The organism is Cupriavidus sp. 05T42, assembly GCF_056396345.1.
Genome location: NZ_JBFTLH010000002.1, coordinates 351,512 through 366,225, shown reverse-complemented (window position 1 = coordinate 366,225; position 14,714 = coordinate 351,512). Strand labels below are relative to the sequence as shown.

Here is a 14,714-nt window from a genome sequence, read left to right as displayed (position 1 = left end):
GGAAGTAAAACCGCCCGCACCGGCGGGCAGTAGCATTCGTGCTGTTGGATGGAAGTCGGGCAGACTATTCGGCTGTGGGCGTCGGCACTGCGCCCCGCGCGTCCACCGGCAATGCGGCATAGAACGTCGCCCACCGCTCATCCGAGGTGGAAACAGCCCCTTGATTCCGGTATATGGACGGGTCTTGTGTGGATCCAAAGACGGACATAATTTTCGTCTCGGCTGAATCCGTAAATTCGACATAAACCATGGGATCCTCAGATATCGTATGAGCTGATAGTGATGATGAAAGTAGGGGTACCAGAGTTGTTGGTGGATGACCACCGGATCGTCTGTGGTGTATTCATTGCTACTCGCGCAAACGGGACACGCAGCCCCACGGCGGCCCCCACGACTGATTGACTCCCGACGTTCAGATCGGAATCGTAGACAACCAGTGACATCGTTCCAGATAGCGATGGAACGGTGTTATTGCAAACCAACTGGCCGGAACAGAACTTGGCGTTCGGCGGTACGGACCCTGAAATGTTCAGGGTCTGAGGCGTACCAATAGTGCTACTTGTGGTGAGCGCATTGCTGTCGGTAATGCCAATCCTCCGATCGATTTGGAGACCCACGACGAGCTGCCCACTCCCGTTCGTGGGCCACGCGCTAACGAGTGCTGAAGCGGTGTAGCCGCCTGGCATGTTTGCCCCGCCATAGACGTTCGGTGCGGCGGCGTTCGTCGCGTTCGTCGCCAGCAGCGCGGTCGCGCCGCTCGACGGGTTGTAGATCGCGTACAACGCGACGTAGCCACTCGCCGGCGCGGTGCCGACATCCATACCGCCGGCGCCCGTCGTAGCCAAGTTGATCGTCTTGTTGAAGTTTGCAAGGCAGTAACGAAGACCGCCGAGCACTGTCTCCACAACAATCTCGTCGGCTGTGAGCGTCGCTGTGGCTGATGCGGCAAGAACTCTCATTCGAACGTTGCTAGCGGCGCCAGCGACACTCATGGACTGCGCGCGAACTGCCGCCTTCAGATTCGCGAGGATGGTCGCAACCGAGCCATCGTCGACCACGTTCTGGCCGGTGATGTCCGCCACAAACTGCGCGAGCACCGCGGCCATGATGCTCGACTGCCGCCAGGCCTTGTTGAGTTGCGCGGATTGCGCTACGCCTGACTGGAAGCCCGTGAGGCGCGCGCCGAGTAACGCATAGTCAGCCTGGCTGATGACGTTCGCAGCGCCATCGCCACCGAACACGAGGAAGTCGTTTGTCATTGATGTTCCTTACAGAGGTTTTCCCCAGGCGCCGACGTCAAAGCCCCCAACGAGGTCGTTCTCGACGTCCAAGCCGAAGATCGGATCGCCATCCACCGATGTGACGATGACGATCTTGATGCCCACACCCTCGGGCTTGAGAGGAATGATTCCGTTCGCCAGCAGTGCCAGGAACACCGCCGACGGGATGTTTCCCGCGATGCCGATGGTCATCGACATGTCCTGGTTGTCCTGGATGAAGACGAACGTTCCGCCGCCAAAGATCGTGTCCAGGATGGCCTTCGACGATTCGAGCGTGCCGTCCCAGTGGTTCGCGCCGATCTTGGCTCGGATCACCAGGCGGTAGGTGTCGTCGTCCAGACGGGTCAGCCCGGCGTCAGGATCGAACGGGCCCTTCCAGTTGCCCTGATCGAAGCCCAACCCCGCCGTGTCGAACGAGAAGTAGACGTTGGTCAGCGGCACCGGGACGTTCCGCGAGATGCCGACCCACAACCCCACGTCGTCGAGCTGCGCGCCGACAGCGTTGTCCAGGTCGAACTTCCCCGGCATGCTGCCGAGCAGGTTCTGCACGTCGACCATTGGCTGGGTCAGCGCCTCGACCACGGCCATGAAGTCCGGCTGGTGGTTGTGCTCGCTCGTGATCCGGTCGGTGTACTTGGTGATGTCCGCCATGTCACACTACCGTCAGAGTCACGGCGGCCGGCGTGCACGCCGCGACCTGGTTGAATGCCAGGGCTACGTCGGGCACGCCGGCGCCGCCCGGGCCAGTCAGCGCCAGCGCTGTCAGCTTGAACGCGGTGCCGCCCCCCACGCTGTTGGCCGCCGTGATCGAGTCCGCCCACTCCACAGCGCCAGACTCGCCACCGCCGATGACCACGGCATTGACGTAGTCGGAGACGGCCTGCTTGATGGCATCGCCGACGGCCGATGTGTAGCCGGAGAGCGCCCGAATAGTCACCGCGACCGGAACGTTGGCCGTCGACGGACGGTAGAACCGAATCGTGATCGGCCGGCCGTAGACATCGAGCACCACGATGGCAGTCGTGCCGTACGTGCCAGATCCAGGCGTCTTCTTGGCGGCGATGGCCTGGGCAATCGCCGTGGCGTCGCCCCCCTCGACCACCAGCGAGATGGAATGGGCCGGGATTCCGTTGGCGTCGGTCGCGTTCGTGTCGTTCTCATACGCCGCCAGCCGCGTGACGCCTGCGATGTTCGACACCGCCCCGATGATGCCGTCTAGCACCGTCAGGGACGGCAGCGCCGTCGAGACCGTTTGCCGCTGGCGCAGCGCCGCATCCTTCTCCACGGGCGCGCCTTCGGCTGCCGCGCTCGGGTTCGTCACCGACTGCCATCCAAGGGTCGGCGTGCCAATCTGGTTGATCGTGCCGGCCGCCGCCGATACCGCCCCGAGCGTCTGGCATGTGGCCGTCACCGTGATCTGGCCGCCGGGCGGAATGGTGATCGAAGGTGGCAGCGCCCACTTGTTGCCGTTCGCGTCCTTGGCGATTCCGTTGTTGATCGGCCGTCCCGCCTGCCCGACGACAACCAGGTCGGCGCTCGAGAACGAGGCAGCCTTCCTGCCAATGCCGTTGATCTTCACGTTGCTCGACAGCGCATCATCTTGCGCCGTGGCCGGGCTGAATGACCGGTAGATCGAGATCGCCACGGCGTTGGCGTCGTTGATCGCCGAAGCGAAGACCGCGAGAAGCTGGCCATCCTGGCTGTCCGCCTCAAGATAGACATCGGGCCCGTAGATGGCGCGGTATTGGTCCTGCAGGTATTCCAGCACTTCGGCGTACGTGGGCGCCGTGATGCCGCTGGCATCGATCGTCGGTGCGGTCGTGGTGATTGCCATTACAGAGTCGCCTCAACGGTGGTGGTGCCGTAGATGGTGTTGATCGTCACAGTCACGGTCAGCGCCCGCCTCTCGGTATCGACCGAGCTGGAATACGCCGTGATCTGCTGCACGCCCTGCGTGGCTAGGATCCGCTGGCGGATCGCCGCGTCGCAGGTGCCATTTGTGTACTTGCCAAGGACCTCAGTCGACCACGGCATGCCTTCCGTCTTGTCGAGGAACCATTCCCCGCGCAGCAGTCGCAGCCGCGTGACCACGGCCTGGCCAACCGCCTCGGGCGTGTCCTTGTAGAAGTCGGCCTGCTGCCCACCGAAGACGTAGTCTCCAGTGGCCGATAGCTTTCGGTACCGCATGGGAATCCTCAGTTGACGTTGCCGCTATTACCGCTGCCAGGCTGCACGCCGTTGTGGGTGTGGGTGTCGTCCACGCGCTTTCCGTTCGCGGTGATCTGCCCGATGACGTTCAGCACCCCGTTGAACACAGCGGCAGCCCCGCTCACGGCGCTGCCGACCATGCCCCCAACGAAGGTCAGCAGGCCCGAGATCGTCACGGCCGCCGAGAAGGTGGACAGCGGCGCTACGACGTCGAACCCGCCGGGCGCCACGATCCTGACCTTTTGCAGTACTGGGTTCATCTCGATGTAGGTCGTCCCGGACTCAGAACGCAGCTGCGTGGCCGTGGTGCTCACGTTCTGCAGGGCTCGGGGCTTCGAGCGAAATCCCAGCAGCACGAACCCATCCGACAGGTCGTGCATGCGGATTTCGGCCTGCTCCTGCACCCCGCCGGACTGCCACCATCCATCAATGCAGCGTGACGCAAAAACGACGAGGCATTCGTCGCCTGGAGCAACCGGGAAGGTCAGACTACAATTCCCGCCAGATGGGAACTGCACGGGGCAATCGACCAGCAGCGGCAGCGGCGTACTCACAATGGAGCCGTCCTGCTGCCGTACGAGCACCTTGATTGCAGGCTGTACAGCGCAGGTCAGGGGGAAATCGCCACCGCCCGAGAACGACTGAATAATCCCGGGCAACGCCGTCCACAACCCTGCGCGCATCCCATCCAACGCCTCCCGAAGGGCTGTTTCGGGATCGCCTGCTCTCTCTCGTCTGTCCATGGAGTGTCGCTATGAAGAAGCTGGTACTGATCGCCGCTGTGCTTGCCCCGGCTCTGGCCACAGCAGAAGAGGCCTATGTCTATCCGTTCGCCGGCATGCAGGTGGGGCAGACCGTCAACAACCCCTTCCCCACCATCCTCTACCTGAAGAAGAAGTGCGAGCTGCCGCTGGCCCACGCCAAGGACATGCGGGCCTACGCGTCCTACAGCGGCGTCTGGGACATCGGATGTTGGGGGAAGGACATCGACGGCAATGCGATCATCGTGGTGCCGAAGATGCAGACCAAGTCCATGTCGCTCAGCGTCTTGCCGCTGGCGGACGTCCAGGCGGACCGCAACACCATGACCATCAAGGCGCTGCCCACCTACGGGCGCTAGCCGAACTTCTTGATCACGTTGTCCGGCGGTACCGCGCCTTTGTCTTTGAAGTGGTCAGGCAGCACCGTGACGTCGGCCGCCAAGCAGATCACTTCGGTGTAGTACTCGTTCCCCCGCGTATCGCCAGAGTGTTCCGCGATCATGACGTAGTAGAACCCGTCGTCCTGTAGTTTCGCCTGCTGCTGGATCCGCTCGTTCTGGGCCTGCTGCCCGACATTCAGGCTGTACTCGTAGCGCTGAACGCTGGCGTTATCGATATTGATCAGCCGGCCGATTTTGACGCTAGGGTTCAGCAGCATCTTGATCGTGATGCCGTTCTGGGTCTGCTCGGGCAGGCCGACCATGCCCGTTTCCGCAGTGATCACCGGGATGTCGCCCGGCATGTACGAAGTCTCGGGCACCAGAATGACCCTGCCATCCTGGATGCTCCATACCGCCTGCTGCGTACGCGCCGTCCAGCGCATGAAGTCCCTGGCCATGCCAAACATCACTTTTCCACGCGGCAGCGGGTTCGTCGGCAGCTCGAGCGTATAGCCCTGCGTGACGCCGTACGGGTTCATGGCCGTGCAGGCGGCCGCCACGTGATCGCTCGCCGTGGACCCGGCAGCCAGCGTCGCGTTTACCACCGCGAAGTTGTAGGCCGAGTCGCCATCCGCGGCGGTGATGTCCAGGTACGTGTCGGTCTGGCTTTCCCGGCCGCGCCGCACCTGTTTGATGGTGCCGTCGAAGATGATGCCGAAATTGCCCTCATAGCCGCCCTGCACAACCAGCCGTGTGAATTCTTTCTCGATCCGCTGCTTGGTGGTTTCAGAGACGTTGTACACGCGCACGCGGGCCGAGTTCGGCGTCTGCAGGTCACCGCGACTGATCTTGAACACGCATCGAAGTTCGGACAGCTCGGTCGCAGCGCCGCTGGATTGGCCGACCAGGATGGAGACCTTCCGGCCATATTGCTTGGTGCCCATCAGTCCGTCACCCAGAAAACATGCGAGCCAATGCCCAGGTCGTCAAACGTGGGCACGTCGTCGGGGTTAGCCGCACCCTGTACCCACAGCCGCTCGCCGAAGTCGAGGTGACGATATTGCCCCAGCAAGTCCGCACCGGTGACCAGCGGAACGCCGCTCACGAGCGGCTGATTGGTCGCGTCGGCGATGTCCAGCACCCAGCCTGCGCCGCCTGCGTCGCGGTATTGCACCGTCATCCGATAGTCCACGCCGCTCAGCGTCACCGTGAACCGCTGTGGATCCGGCGTCAGGGGGATCTCATAGAAGGTCGCCATCACATGCTCGTCGGTGGCACGGAACCGCCTGGCGCCGGCGTGGCCGGCGTCGCGGCCTTGGTGCCGGTGTTCTGGGTCTCGGCCGTGGCCTTCGGGTCAGCCTGGTCTTCCTTGGGCGGCAGCCGGGTCGCCTGCGTCTGCACGATCCGGATCTGCTTCAGCGTGGCCGTAACGCTCAACGCCTCTCCGGTCTTCTGGTCCTTCACCACGCGCAGCGACTTGAACAGCATGTCGCGGTACATGCGCATCGACGTCACGACGTCGAAGGGTTGGCGCGTCTCCTGCAGCGCCAGCAGCTGCGAATACACCGTGCTCATGTAGTCCGCCGACGGCAGGCCACCCCCCGTGAAGATCGATTCCAGCGTGCCGATCAGCGCGGCCAGGTCGGCATTCGACCAGCCACATTGGATCGTTACCTCCGGCTGCAGCTTGAACGCGTGATCGTTGATCTGCGCGCCCTTCTCGACCGGGTGCTCAGTGATCTGCAGTTCGTCCTGGTGCGCTTCCTCAAACGTGCAGCCGATCTTCACTGGGCCAATGGTCTTCGGCACCAGGGTGATGATGTCGAGGAAACTCACGAGATTACCCCCTGCATGTTGCGCACGATTTCGTCGTTCACCTGGCGTTGCTCGCTGGCGACAGCCCGACCGGCGGCCGTAGGGTCCGACACGCCGTACAGGTTGATGTTGGTCTGCTGCTGCAGGTCGACGGCTGCCGATCCGCGGCGCGCGGCCTCCAGGTCGGCTTGCGCCGGCCGCTCGTAGTAGCGCGACACGATCTCGCCTGCCTGTTGGGCATTCTGCGCGGCGCGCAGCAGTTGACCGGCGCGCTGCTCCGCGCCCTGCGTCAGCTCGTGGTTCACGAACTGCAGTTGTTCCATCAGGGACGAATCGCGGATGTCCTTGCCGGCCCATGCCTTGAAATTCGCCTGACGGTCCGGGTGCCATTGCGCGACGCCATAGGCACTCCCGTTGTCGCCGACGGCACGGTGGTTCAGGTCCCTGCCGCTCTCGCGCTGCAGATTGGCCACGATGCCAACCGCCTGGTCATGGTTCCAGCCCATGCGTTGGAAGAACGACACCGCGTCGATGGGGCCGTTGACGCCGCCACCAGCAGCAAGCGCCGCGCCGCCTCGCCCGGTGGCGCCACGCCGGCGCGCCAGCTCCGCATCCTCGCCGTTGTTCAGGCCGCCGCTGTGGAAGAGCAACGCGGCGGCGCCGCCGATCCGGGCCGCCCACGGCAGGAAGCGCGCCAGCCACCCAGCGCCCGCGCCAGCAGCAGCGCCAGCACCGGCGGCACCCCCAGCAGCAGAAGCGCCGCCGGCCGCCGCAGCAGCATTGGCCGCGCCCAGCGCGCGCACCGCCGCGACCATCTTCCAGATGCCGCTGACGATCTTGAACCCGCCCAGCGCGCCGAACGCGCCAACCAACAGCATGATCTTTGTCGACCAGCCGTCCGTGGCCTTGTCCAGCTCGATGAACTGGTCGACCAGCCACGACAGGGGCGGGCCGAGCGCAGTGGCTGCGGCCAAGATCGCGGCGGCAATGTCTGCGGCACGATCAGCGATCTCGTCCGAATGGTCTTCGAACCACTTCTGGAAGCGATCGAGCTGCGGCCCCACCTTGCGCAGCAGCGCGCCCTCCACCTTGATGCCAAAGTTCTCGAACGTGGTGCCCAAGCCTCGCAGAGCGACCATGAACTGGTGCGCGTCCTCGGCCGCCTTGTCCAGACCGTTTTTCCTGGACATCTCCCGGTACTGCTGCATGAACTTGGCGAAGTCGCCGTCACGCATCGCCAGCAGCAGGTTCTCGTCAATACCGAGAACGTTGCCGTACTGGCTGGCCAGGTACGTCGGACGCTTGGCCAGCTCGGCGCCGAGGTCGGACAGGATGTCGACCGTGTCGCGCAGCTCGCCGTTCGCGTTGCGCGTCTGCACGCCCAGCGTGGCCAGATAGCCCTCGCCGGCCGGGTTGTTGCGCAGGAACTTGGCCAGGCTTTCCACCGCACCGAAGGCCGTCTCGGTCGAGATGCCCAGATTCCGCGCAGCGAAGTCAAAAGCCTTCAGGCTGGTGGCCGCCGCGCCAGTGCGCTTCGAGACGAAGTACAAGTTCTCCAGCTTCGACGCCAGCGCCGAGACGCCCACGCTGACGGCCAGGGCCGATGCGGAGATGGTCGTCACCAGCTGCTTGACGCCCTTCGTGGCCTGCTCGACGCCGTCGTTGAACCTCTTCAGGCTCTTCTCGTCCACCTTGAAGCCCAGGGCGACAAGAAACTCACGGATGACGGTGCTTTGGGCCATTGCTCTGCTGTTCCAAGATGCGGCGCGCGGCCGCCTGGTTGTCGGCCCGGACGGCCAGCGCGTCGTTCATCAGCGCGATGTCTTCAAGCCCCAGCGTGCCGTCGATCAGGGACTCGTATTTGCACCAGCCCTCGGCGACCGGTGCCAGCAGCCAGTCCTCGCCGTCTGGCAGGTGCTTCAGCCAGCCTGTGCCGCCGATTCCGGGCTGCTCGCTTGGCTGGTAAGCAGCCCTTGAATAAAAGGGCCGAGGTTGGCCACTATGACCTGCACCACCAGCGGCAGGATCACAGCCATGTCCATGTCCTGGAACATCAGCTCCTTCTGCCCGGGGGAAACCACGAACGCCCAGCCGGTGGGCTGCTGCCGCTGCACGGCGGTCAGGCAGTTGTCCATGACATAGTCGGCGTCGGCATCGTTCATGGCCGCCAGCGCGTCGGCAAACGGCTGCAGGGCCTGGCCGAAGCCGTCCAGGTCTTTGGTCAGCGCGCCCATCGCACCAGCCGCGCCGCCGCTCGTCTTCGCCAGCTTCATGAAGACCGGGATCAGCGGCGGGATGATCGGCGCAATGCGGCGCGACACGTGGAACTGCTGCTTGGCGGTCAGACGCCCGATCGAGTAGGCGTTGCCGCCGAGTTGGATTTCACGGCCCATGGTCAGTAGGTCCCCAGCATGCCTTCGATTCGGCCAGCGTCGAATACCCACTCGACGGTGCCGCCCTCGGTGGCATAGGTCAGGTCCGGCACCTTCTTGAACGCACAGAAGATGCCGGCGATGGCATCTCCGGAGACCGACTGGGTCACGGTGATGACGTTCTTGCCCCACAGCCGACTGTCGAGCTTCTGGGCGTTGTACAGCGCCATGAGCGTGCGGTTGATGGGCGCCGTCTTCAGATAGCGTGCGGTGATCTGGCCAGAGCTGTCGGCGCGCAGGCTGTGCTGCACGCTGCCGTCCGAGCCCACCGTCATGGTGTTCTTGTCGTTGGCCATGGCCACGGTGATGCCCTCTTCAGCCGTCGCCTCGCCATAGCCGAGCGAGAACGACCCGCCGGGCCCGGTGATGGACGCCTGGACATCGAGAAACGAATAGGTGCCGCCTTGCATGGTTTCTTTCCCCTATCAGCGGTTCACGTTGACCAGGATGTCAACGCTGTGGATGGCGCCGGCTTCTTTCGCCGCGACCTGGAACGCCACCGATTTGCGCGCTTCGCGGTCAGCCTGCGACTGAAGCGCGATCGGCGGCGCATAGACGTAGTAGCCCTTGGCCAGCGTGTCGCCCTGCTGCAGCGCACCGAATCCGTCCGAGTTCCAGACGCCCGGGGCCAGATAGCCGTTATTGACTGCGGCCACACAGGCTTCCTCGATCTTGTTGGCGATCAGCGCGTTGCCCGCGTCAGTCTGCGGGACCTTCGTCTTGCTCTGGTACAGCAGGTTGTACACATCGGTCTGGATGCGGTTCTGGAACCAGATCGAGTTGTAGATGGAGTCGATGAAGATGCCGCTGGGCGTCACGCCGTACTGCACGATTGCCGTGTCGTTGTCGTACTCCACGAACACGTTGCCCCGCTTGTCCTGCAACACGTTGGCCTGGCTGCTCGACAGGGTCTCCGGCACGATGCCCGGCTCCTGCTTGTACATCAGGGTGATCGTCGTGTTGTTGCCGTTGAAATTGGTGGTCAGCAAGCGGCCGAACAGCGACGCCGCGGCGTACGGGCTGTTGCTCGAGTACTGCGCGAACGAGTACTTGTAGCCCTTGGCCTTGAACCGGGACAGCAGGTCCGTCGTCGCGGTACCGTCCAGCGCCTGCGGTTCCTGCGTGGTGGCGCCGTAGATATGGCGCTGATCCGCCTCAATCAGGTCTGCCACGGCGACGTGCTGGTCGTTCGTCAGCGACGTGTCAGCGAACTGGATACCTAGGAACTTGTTTGCGAAACGGTCCAGGAAGAGGTTCACGCACGCCTCCGGGGCTTCGGCCAAGATGCCGTCGACCGGTACCGAGGCCAGGCCGCTGGTCATGCCCAGCATGGCCGAGATGTCGGTGCCAGAGCCAGTCGGCGTGGCATAGCTGACCTTCGAACTGGTGCCCGTGGTCGGCGAGGCGATCACGAACTGCGTGCCGTTCCAGACGCAAGTGGCGCCGGCCAGTGCGGTCTGGATGATCGTGGCCACACCGTTCAGGTTGGTCACGCCAGAGAAGTCCATCGCCGACACGGTCTTCACGGTCGCGTCAACCGTGACCTTGAACGAGCCGGCCGTGACCGCCTTCCAGACCGTGATGTCCTTCTGGGCGACGGACAGCGCTGCGCCGCGCAGCGAGCCGGCCGTAGCGGTCTTCGCCCAGCGGCCGATATTGAGCTGCGACGGCTGGGGCGTCTGCTGGAAGTACAGCAGCGCGGCCAGGTATTCCGGCGCCGTGTTGCCAAATTCGCTGCCCACGGCGTCGATGGTGCCGTACGAGCGCATGCGTTCGTTGGTGTCGATCACCGGCGAAGCGCCCAGGATCACCTCATTGTTGAGGTTGGCGCCCTGGGCCGCCAGCGGCGACATGTTGATGGAGACGTTGATCAGCCGCGATACCGGCAGTCCGTTGGACATGGTCATTCCTCTACTGGTGAATGTTCGTCGTCGCGGCCACCGGCGGCACCGAGTCGGTGGTGCTCTGCACTTCGGCGGACAACAGGTTGAGGACCGGATAGGTCCGGGTGATCTTACGGCGCAGCACCAGCGTCAGGTCATAGCGTCGGTTCCACTGCTGATTGATGAGTGCGGGCGCGGGCTGGATGTCGCTCGCGCTGACGAACTTCATCCCGTTCAGCGCCAGCTGCTCGCTGTTCTGCGGAATGGACATGCTGTCGGCGAGGCGCTGGGCGTATCCCTTCGCCGCCGGGCCGTAGAACGAGCACATCAGATCGATCTGCTGATGCCGGGTGTAGGTGTCGCTACCGTCGCCGGCCGGGTCATGCCGGATGGCCGGGCCTGAGTCGTTCGTCTGCACGCTGACGCCCATGGCGCACCAGTTCTCGGTCGGCTCTGGCTGCTTCGGGACGGTCGGCTGCCAGCGCGGCCGCACCATCTCCCCGGGCAAGCCTGTCACCCCTGCGACCAGTTCCTGCAACAGGTTGTCGAGGTCCTCGTCGTCTGGCGGCACCGGCGCCGTCGGCGCAAGGTAGCCGCCGGTGGCGCTGGTGTTTGCCATGGATTACCCCGAAAGTGGTTTCAGGTCGCAGACGGCGGCCACGAAGCCGCGCCCGAAGTGGCTGTAGTCATTGACGCTGACCACGGTATAGGTCCGCCGCTGCCAGACCACCTCGTCGGCGTCCTGCCCTGGGCTGCCGTCCTTCAGCCGAAGCGGCGTATGCAGCGTGATCGACCCAGTGATCAGGCTGCCGTCCGAGCCGCGCTGCAGGATGTCGCCCTTGTCGCTGGTGACCACGGCGGCAAACGGCGTAGCCGTGGGCAAATTCTGGGCGCGGCCGTGCCCGTCGACAGTCTGCGCCATCCGGTTGCACACCAGGCCGGTGTCCATGAAATCCGGATCGAGCAGCACGTCGACGACGTCGAGTTGTGCCATGGGCTATTTTCGTTTGCGGATCACATAGGTGACCGCGTTGCGTAGCTGACCGGTGTCGATCAGCGGCTTGGCCAGTTCAGTGCTGGGCTGTTGGCCAGCGGCGCGCGCCGCCAGCTCCTCTTTCGCCCCCTGCCTGCCGCGCCGCGCGCGCTTGCGCAGCGTCGCCTCGCTCAGCGCCGGACCGATACCACTGTTGATGCGGCCCCGTACGGACGACTGCGCGACCTGGCCGGCCATTGCCATGCGCCGCTGCGCGCCATCGATGTCGCCGTCGAGCGCGGCTTCCACTCCCTTCTGCAACTGCGGCAGGGTCTTCGGCTGCGCGGCGGCCACGCCCGGCACCAGGAAGGGGCGCGCAGGTAGGTTGATCTCCGGCGCCCCGTTCTCCTGGATGTATCCAATTTCCGCGTTGCTGAGCGGCGCGCCCTCGTCCTTGCGCCCTGCGGTGCTGTCGGGAATGCCCACCAGCACCTGTTTGTCGACCAGGCCATTGATCGACTGCAGGACGTCTTTGAGCCGGTCCGTCTTGATGAAGCCCATGGGGAGATCTCCCGATGGGCCAGCGCGGCTACAGCTGCATGCCGCCTGCGCCCATCATTCTGGCGAGAGTGAGGTACCGGACGCCGTAGGTCGTCAGGTTCCACATACCGGCGTCGTCAATGGTCGCCGCGCCCGTGTCATAACTGGCGCTGACCTTGTCGACTGCCTTGGAAGAGAGGGGGCCGGTGACCTGTCCCGGCGTGCCCCCGACGGCGGCGGTGGCTTCGTCGCGCGCGGCCAGCACGAGGTGGTGCGCGGTACAAAGCTCGATGCCCTGGTCCGTCAGGACGCCCCAGCGGCACGGATTGACGAGCGACACCGAGACCGTCAGCCAGAACTGCACTGTCGCGTCCGGATACTTCGTCTCGTCGTCGAACTCGGGAAAGTCCTGTCGGAACTGTTCAGGTGTCATAGGTCGTTGGCTGATGCCCCTCGCGAGGCATCATACCCCCTTACTTTTTGCTGGACTGCTTGGCCGCAGCGTCCGCCGCCTTTTCGCGCTCGGCGATGGCCACCTCGCGGGTGTCCAGCGCTTCGGCGCGGGCGTTCAAGTCGGCTTCGCGCTGCTCGGCTGCCTTCTCGCGGTCGGCAACCGTGCCGGCGCGCAGTTCGAGGACGCCCTGCAGCTCCTTCAATTCCTTGGCCTTCCCTTCCAGGAACAGGCCTGCGGAATCCAGGGCTGCCCGCTGCTCGGCCAGGTCACCGGCCTCCCCACCCGCCGCCGGCTCCTCGCCGATATGGGCCTTCACGAACCAGTGCTCGGCCACAGCCGGTGCCACGGTGTGGTTGCCCACGGCGAACTCGTGCTTCTCGCCCTCGTGCTGGAGCACGAAGGCCTTGCGAACGTAGATCTTCGGCATGTCGCGCTCCTCAGATGCCGTCGCGGTAGCCGATCAGCTCGGGGTACACCACCTCGACCACGCCCAGCCGGCCGAAGTAGGTGGTGAGCTGACGGATATCGCGGTATTCCAGCGGCGTGCGCTGAAGCGGCACCAGCGGGAACCGGACCTTGTCCTGCTCCTTGGTGTACGCCATCATGCGGTCCGCGTTCGCGACCCCGCGCTGGAACAGCCACTTCAGCGGTTGGATGTTCAGCGGCCGGCCGTTGATGGAGTTCGAGATCGTGTTCTGCTTCACGTACTCGAGGATGCTGATGTTGCCCGCATCACTGACCTTGCGGCTGACCAGCAGACCGAACTTGGCCGGCGGCAGGCGCAGCTCGGACGGGCATACCGCATAGGCGGAGGCCGCCCACACGCTCGTCAGAAGCTCATTGACGTCCGCGACGATCTGGTCCGGCGTGGCCGTCGTCCAGGTTCCGGTGGCGGCGTTCGACACGTTGGTGACCGTCGCCGCATTCACCAAGCCGGTGACTCCCAGCACGGTATCGCCAATGTACACCTGCTCGTCGACGTCCATGTTGTGCTTGAGCTGCATGCCGGTGAACTTTTGCTGGTCCACCGGGCGCCCCAGCTTCTGAGCGGATTCCAGTTCGGGGATGGTCCAGCCGATCTGCATGCCCCACAGCGTCAGCGGGCTGGCCGTCTTGCCGATGTCCAGCGCAATGCCGGCGATGGCCGAAGCGTCCTTACCGATCCACGACTTGCCGTTCGGGGAAGCGCCGCCCGCAGCGGCGAAGCTGGAGTTCGTGAACGACGACGTCTCGTCGGCAATGGACACGTCCTCGCGCAGGTCGATATCGCGCGACCAGGTCACCGAGGCCAGTGGGCCGTGCAGCGTCTGGTCCAAGCGTTCCAGCTCGCCGATCAGGAAGGCGCCCGTGCTGTCGATCGTGCGGCTGTCGAAGGTCAGCATGCTGTCGCGCGTGCGGGCGCGGATGATCGCCGGGGCGTTCACCATGGCGATGGCAGCCGCCGCGGCCATGCGCGGGAGGATGATTTTGCTCATTCTGGGTAGCCCCTTAGATGTTGTAGGCGATTTCGACGTTGCCGTTCGCGTCGCCAGCGTTCATAAACGTGGCGCCAGCAACCGCGATGGTGTTGGTGCTGTCCGCAGCCGCCTCGATGCCGCCGATCGGCTTGCCGGCGGCAGCTGCGGCAACCCGCACATACACCTGGCCACCAATGGCCGGCGTGCCGGCGTTGTTCTTGATGGTCATGTAGCCCCGGCGCATGACGTCCGCGACGCCGGTGGTCGGAGGCGTGGCCGTGCCGAGCGGCTCCGACCCGGCGCCGCCGGTGGTCGGGTACGGACGGACCAGCAGGCCATACACGGCCGTGGCGGCGTCACCGCCAGCGATCGGAACGAACTTGCCCGCGGCGATCTTGCCGAACAGCCCGTAGCCGGGGAACGGCAGGGCCGAGTTCAGGATCTGCGACTCGACGGTCGCCTGCGACTGGCGCGAGATATCCCCGGGGATGCCCGAGGCCATGCGATACAGGATTGCGTTGCCCATGTGGC

Annotated in this window: 21 protein-coding genes; 1 reads left to right on the top strand and 20 read right to left on the bottom strand. The window is 64.6% G+C overall.

What is annotated here, in order from left to right:
• Window positions 1–257 precede the first annotated feature (257 nt).
• The 5 genes from AC1EJR_RS03830 to AC1EJR_RS03810 are packed head-to-tail and all read right to left on the bottom strand — an operon-like array spanning window position 258 to window position 4,231.
• A complete protein-coding gene (locus AC1EJR_RS03830) occupies window positions 258–1,259 on the bottom strand; it encodes a hypothetical protein (RefSeq protein WP_477112902.1) in 1,002 nt (333 codons plus the stop codon).
• Window positions 1,260–1,268: 9 nt separating this feature from the next.
• A complete protein-coding gene (locus tag AC1EJR_RS03825) occupies window positions 1,269–1,931 on the bottom strand; it encodes a DUF2612 domain-containing protein (protein ID WP_477112901.1) in 663 nt (220 codons plus the stop codon).
• A gap of 1 nt (window position 1,932) precedes the next feature.
• Window positions 1,933–3,114 carry a baseplate J/gp47 family protein gene (locus AC1EJR_RS03820; RefSeq protein ID WP_477112900.1) on the bottom strand — a complete coding sequence of 394 codons (1,182 nt, stop codon included), beginning with the start codon at window positions 3,112–3,114 and terminating at the stop codon, window positions 1,933–1,935.
• Entirely contained in the window at window positions 3,114–3,467 is a 354-nt protein-coding gene (locus tag AC1EJR_RS03815; RefSeq protein ID WP_477112899.1) for a contractile injection system sheath initiator, read from the bottom strand. The genes AC1EJR_RS03820 and AC1EJR_RS03815 overlap by 1 nt, the downstream gene beginning before the upstream one ends.
• Before the next feature lie 8 nt (window positions 3,468–3,475).
• Window positions 3,476–4,231, bottom strand: a complete 756-nt coding sequence (locus AC1EJR_RS03810) for a Gp138 family membrane-puncturing spike protein (RefSeq protein ID WP_477112898.1) — start codon at window positions 4,229–4,231, stop codon at window positions 3,476–3,478.
• Between the two features lie 11 nt (window positions 4,232–4,242).
• On the opposite strand from AC1EJR_RS03810, the gene AC1EJR_RS03805 reads away from it, so the two are divergent.
• Complete coding sequence (locus AC1EJR_RS03805) at window positions 4,243–4,608, top strand: hypothetical protein (protein ID WP_477106456.1); 366 nt, start codon at window positions 4,243–4,245, stop codon at window positions 4,606–4,608.
• On the opposite strand, the gene AC1EJR_RS03800 is transcribed toward AC1EJR_RS03805, so the two are convergent.
• From AC1EJR_RS03800 to AC1EJR_RS03730, 15 genes are read right to left on the bottom strand one after another with little or no spacing between them, the layout of a single operon-like run.
• Window positions 4,605–5,573 (bottom strand): phage protein, encoded by a 969-nt coding sequence (locus AC1EJR_RS03800; RefSeq protein WP_477112897.1) that lies wholly within the window; start codon window positions 5,571–5,573, stop codon window positions 4,605–4,607. The genes AC1EJR_RS03805 and AC1EJR_RS03800 overlap by 4 nt on opposite strands.
• The gene (locus AC1EJR_RS03795; RefSeq protein WP_477112896.1) at window positions 5,573–5,887 is read right to left on the bottom strand and encodes a phage baseplate plug family protein; all 315 of its coding nucleotides are present in this window, start codon (window positions 5,885–5,887) and stop codon (window positions 5,573–5,575) included. Before AC1EJR_RS03795 ends, AC1EJR_RS03800 begins: the two co-directional genes overlap by 1 nt.
• Window positions 5,887–6,465 (bottom strand): phage baseplate protein, encoded by a 579-nt coding sequence (locus AC1EJR_RS03790; protein WP_477112895.1) that lies wholly within the window; start codon window positions 6,463–6,465, stop codon window positions 5,887–5,889. The genes AC1EJR_RS03795 and AC1EJR_RS03790 overlap by 1 nt, the downstream gene beginning before the upstream one ends.
• Window positions 6,462–8,186, bottom strand: a complete 1,725-nt coding sequence (locus tag AC1EJR_RS03785; RefSeq protein ID WP_477112894.1) for a phage tail tip lysozyme — start codon at window positions 8,184–8,186, stop codon at window positions 6,462–6,464. The genes AC1EJR_RS03790 and AC1EJR_RS03785 overlap by 4 nt, the downstream gene beginning before the upstream one ends.
• Window positions 8,161–8,334 carry a DUF6889 family protein gene (locus tag AC1EJR_RS03780; protein ID WP_409558912.1) on the bottom strand — a complete coding sequence of 58 codons (174 nt, stop codon included), beginning with the start codon at window positions 8,332–8,334 and terminating at the stop codon, window positions 8,161–8,163. The genes AC1EJR_RS03785 and AC1EJR_RS03780 overlap by 26 nt, the downstream gene beginning before the upstream one ends.
• 29 nt (window positions 8,335–8,363) lie before the next feature.
• Window positions 8,364–8,837, bottom strand: a complete 474-nt coding sequence (locus AC1EJR_RS03775) for a phage tail assembly chaperone (RefSeq protein ID WP_477112893.1) — start codon at window positions 8,835–8,837, stop codon at window positions 8,364–8,366.
• Between the two features lie 2 nt (window positions 8,838–8,839).
• Complete coding sequence (locus tag AC1EJR_RS03770; RefSeq protein WP_454763344.1) at window positions 8,840–9,286, bottom strand: tail tube family protein; 447 nt, start codon at window positions 9,284–9,286, stop codon at window positions 8,840–8,842.
• 15 nt (window positions 9,287–9,301) lie between these two features.
• On the bottom strand, window positions 9,302–10,777 hold the full coding sequence (locus AC1EJR_RS03765) for a DUF3383 domain-containing protein (protein WP_454763343.1): 1,476 nt from the start codon (window positions 10,775–10,777) through the stop codon (window positions 9,302–9,304).
• 10 nt (window positions 10,778–10,787) lie between these two features.
• The gene (locus AC1EJR_RS03760; protein WP_477112892.1) at window positions 10,788–11,378 is read right to left on the bottom strand and encodes a phage neck terminator protein; all 591 of its coding nucleotides are present in this window, start codon (window positions 11,376–11,378) and stop codon (window positions 10,788–10,790) included.
• A gap of 3 nt (window positions 11,379–11,381) precedes the next feature.
• Window positions 11,382–11,753, bottom strand: a complete 372-nt coding sequence (locus AC1EJR_RS03755) for a hypothetical protein (RefSeq protein ID WP_477112891.1) — start codon at window positions 11,751–11,753, stop codon at window positions 11,382–11,384.
• A gap of 3 nt (window positions 11,754–11,756) precedes the next feature.
• Window positions 11,757–12,293: a hypothetical protein gene (locus tag AC1EJR_RS03750; protein WP_454763340.1), complete on the bottom strand. Its 537-nt coding sequence runs from the start codon at window positions 12,291–12,293 to the stop codon at window positions 11,757–11,759.
• A gap of 28 nt (window positions 12,294–12,321) precedes the next feature.
• A complete protein-coding gene (locus tag AC1EJR_RS03745) occupies window positions 12,322–12,705 on the bottom strand; it encodes a DUF4054 domain-containing protein (protein ID WP_477112890.1) in 384 nt (127 codons plus the stop codon).
• A 40-nt stretch (window positions 12,706–12,745) separates the two neighbouring features.
• Window positions 12,746–13,153: an STY1053 family phage-associated protein gene (locus tag AC1EJR_RS03740; protein ID WP_477112889.1), complete on the bottom strand. Its 408-nt coding sequence runs from the start codon at window positions 13,151–13,153 to the stop codon at window positions 12,746–12,748.
• Window positions 13,154–13,163: 10 nt separating this feature from the next.
• Window positions 13,164–14,201, bottom strand: a complete 1,038-nt coding sequence (locus tag AC1EJR_RS03735) for a DUF2184 domain-containing protein (RefSeq protein WP_477112888.1) — start codon at window positions 14,199–14,201, stop codon at window positions 13,164–13,166.
• Between the two features lie 13 nt (window positions 14,202–14,214).
• Window positions 14,215–14,709: a structural cement protein Gp24 gene (locus tag AC1EJR_RS03730; protein ID WP_477112887.1), complete on the bottom strand. Its 495-nt coding sequence runs from the start codon at window positions 14,707–14,709 to the stop codon at window positions 14,215–14,217.
• Between the last annotated feature and the right edge of the window lie 5 nt (window positions 14,710–14,714).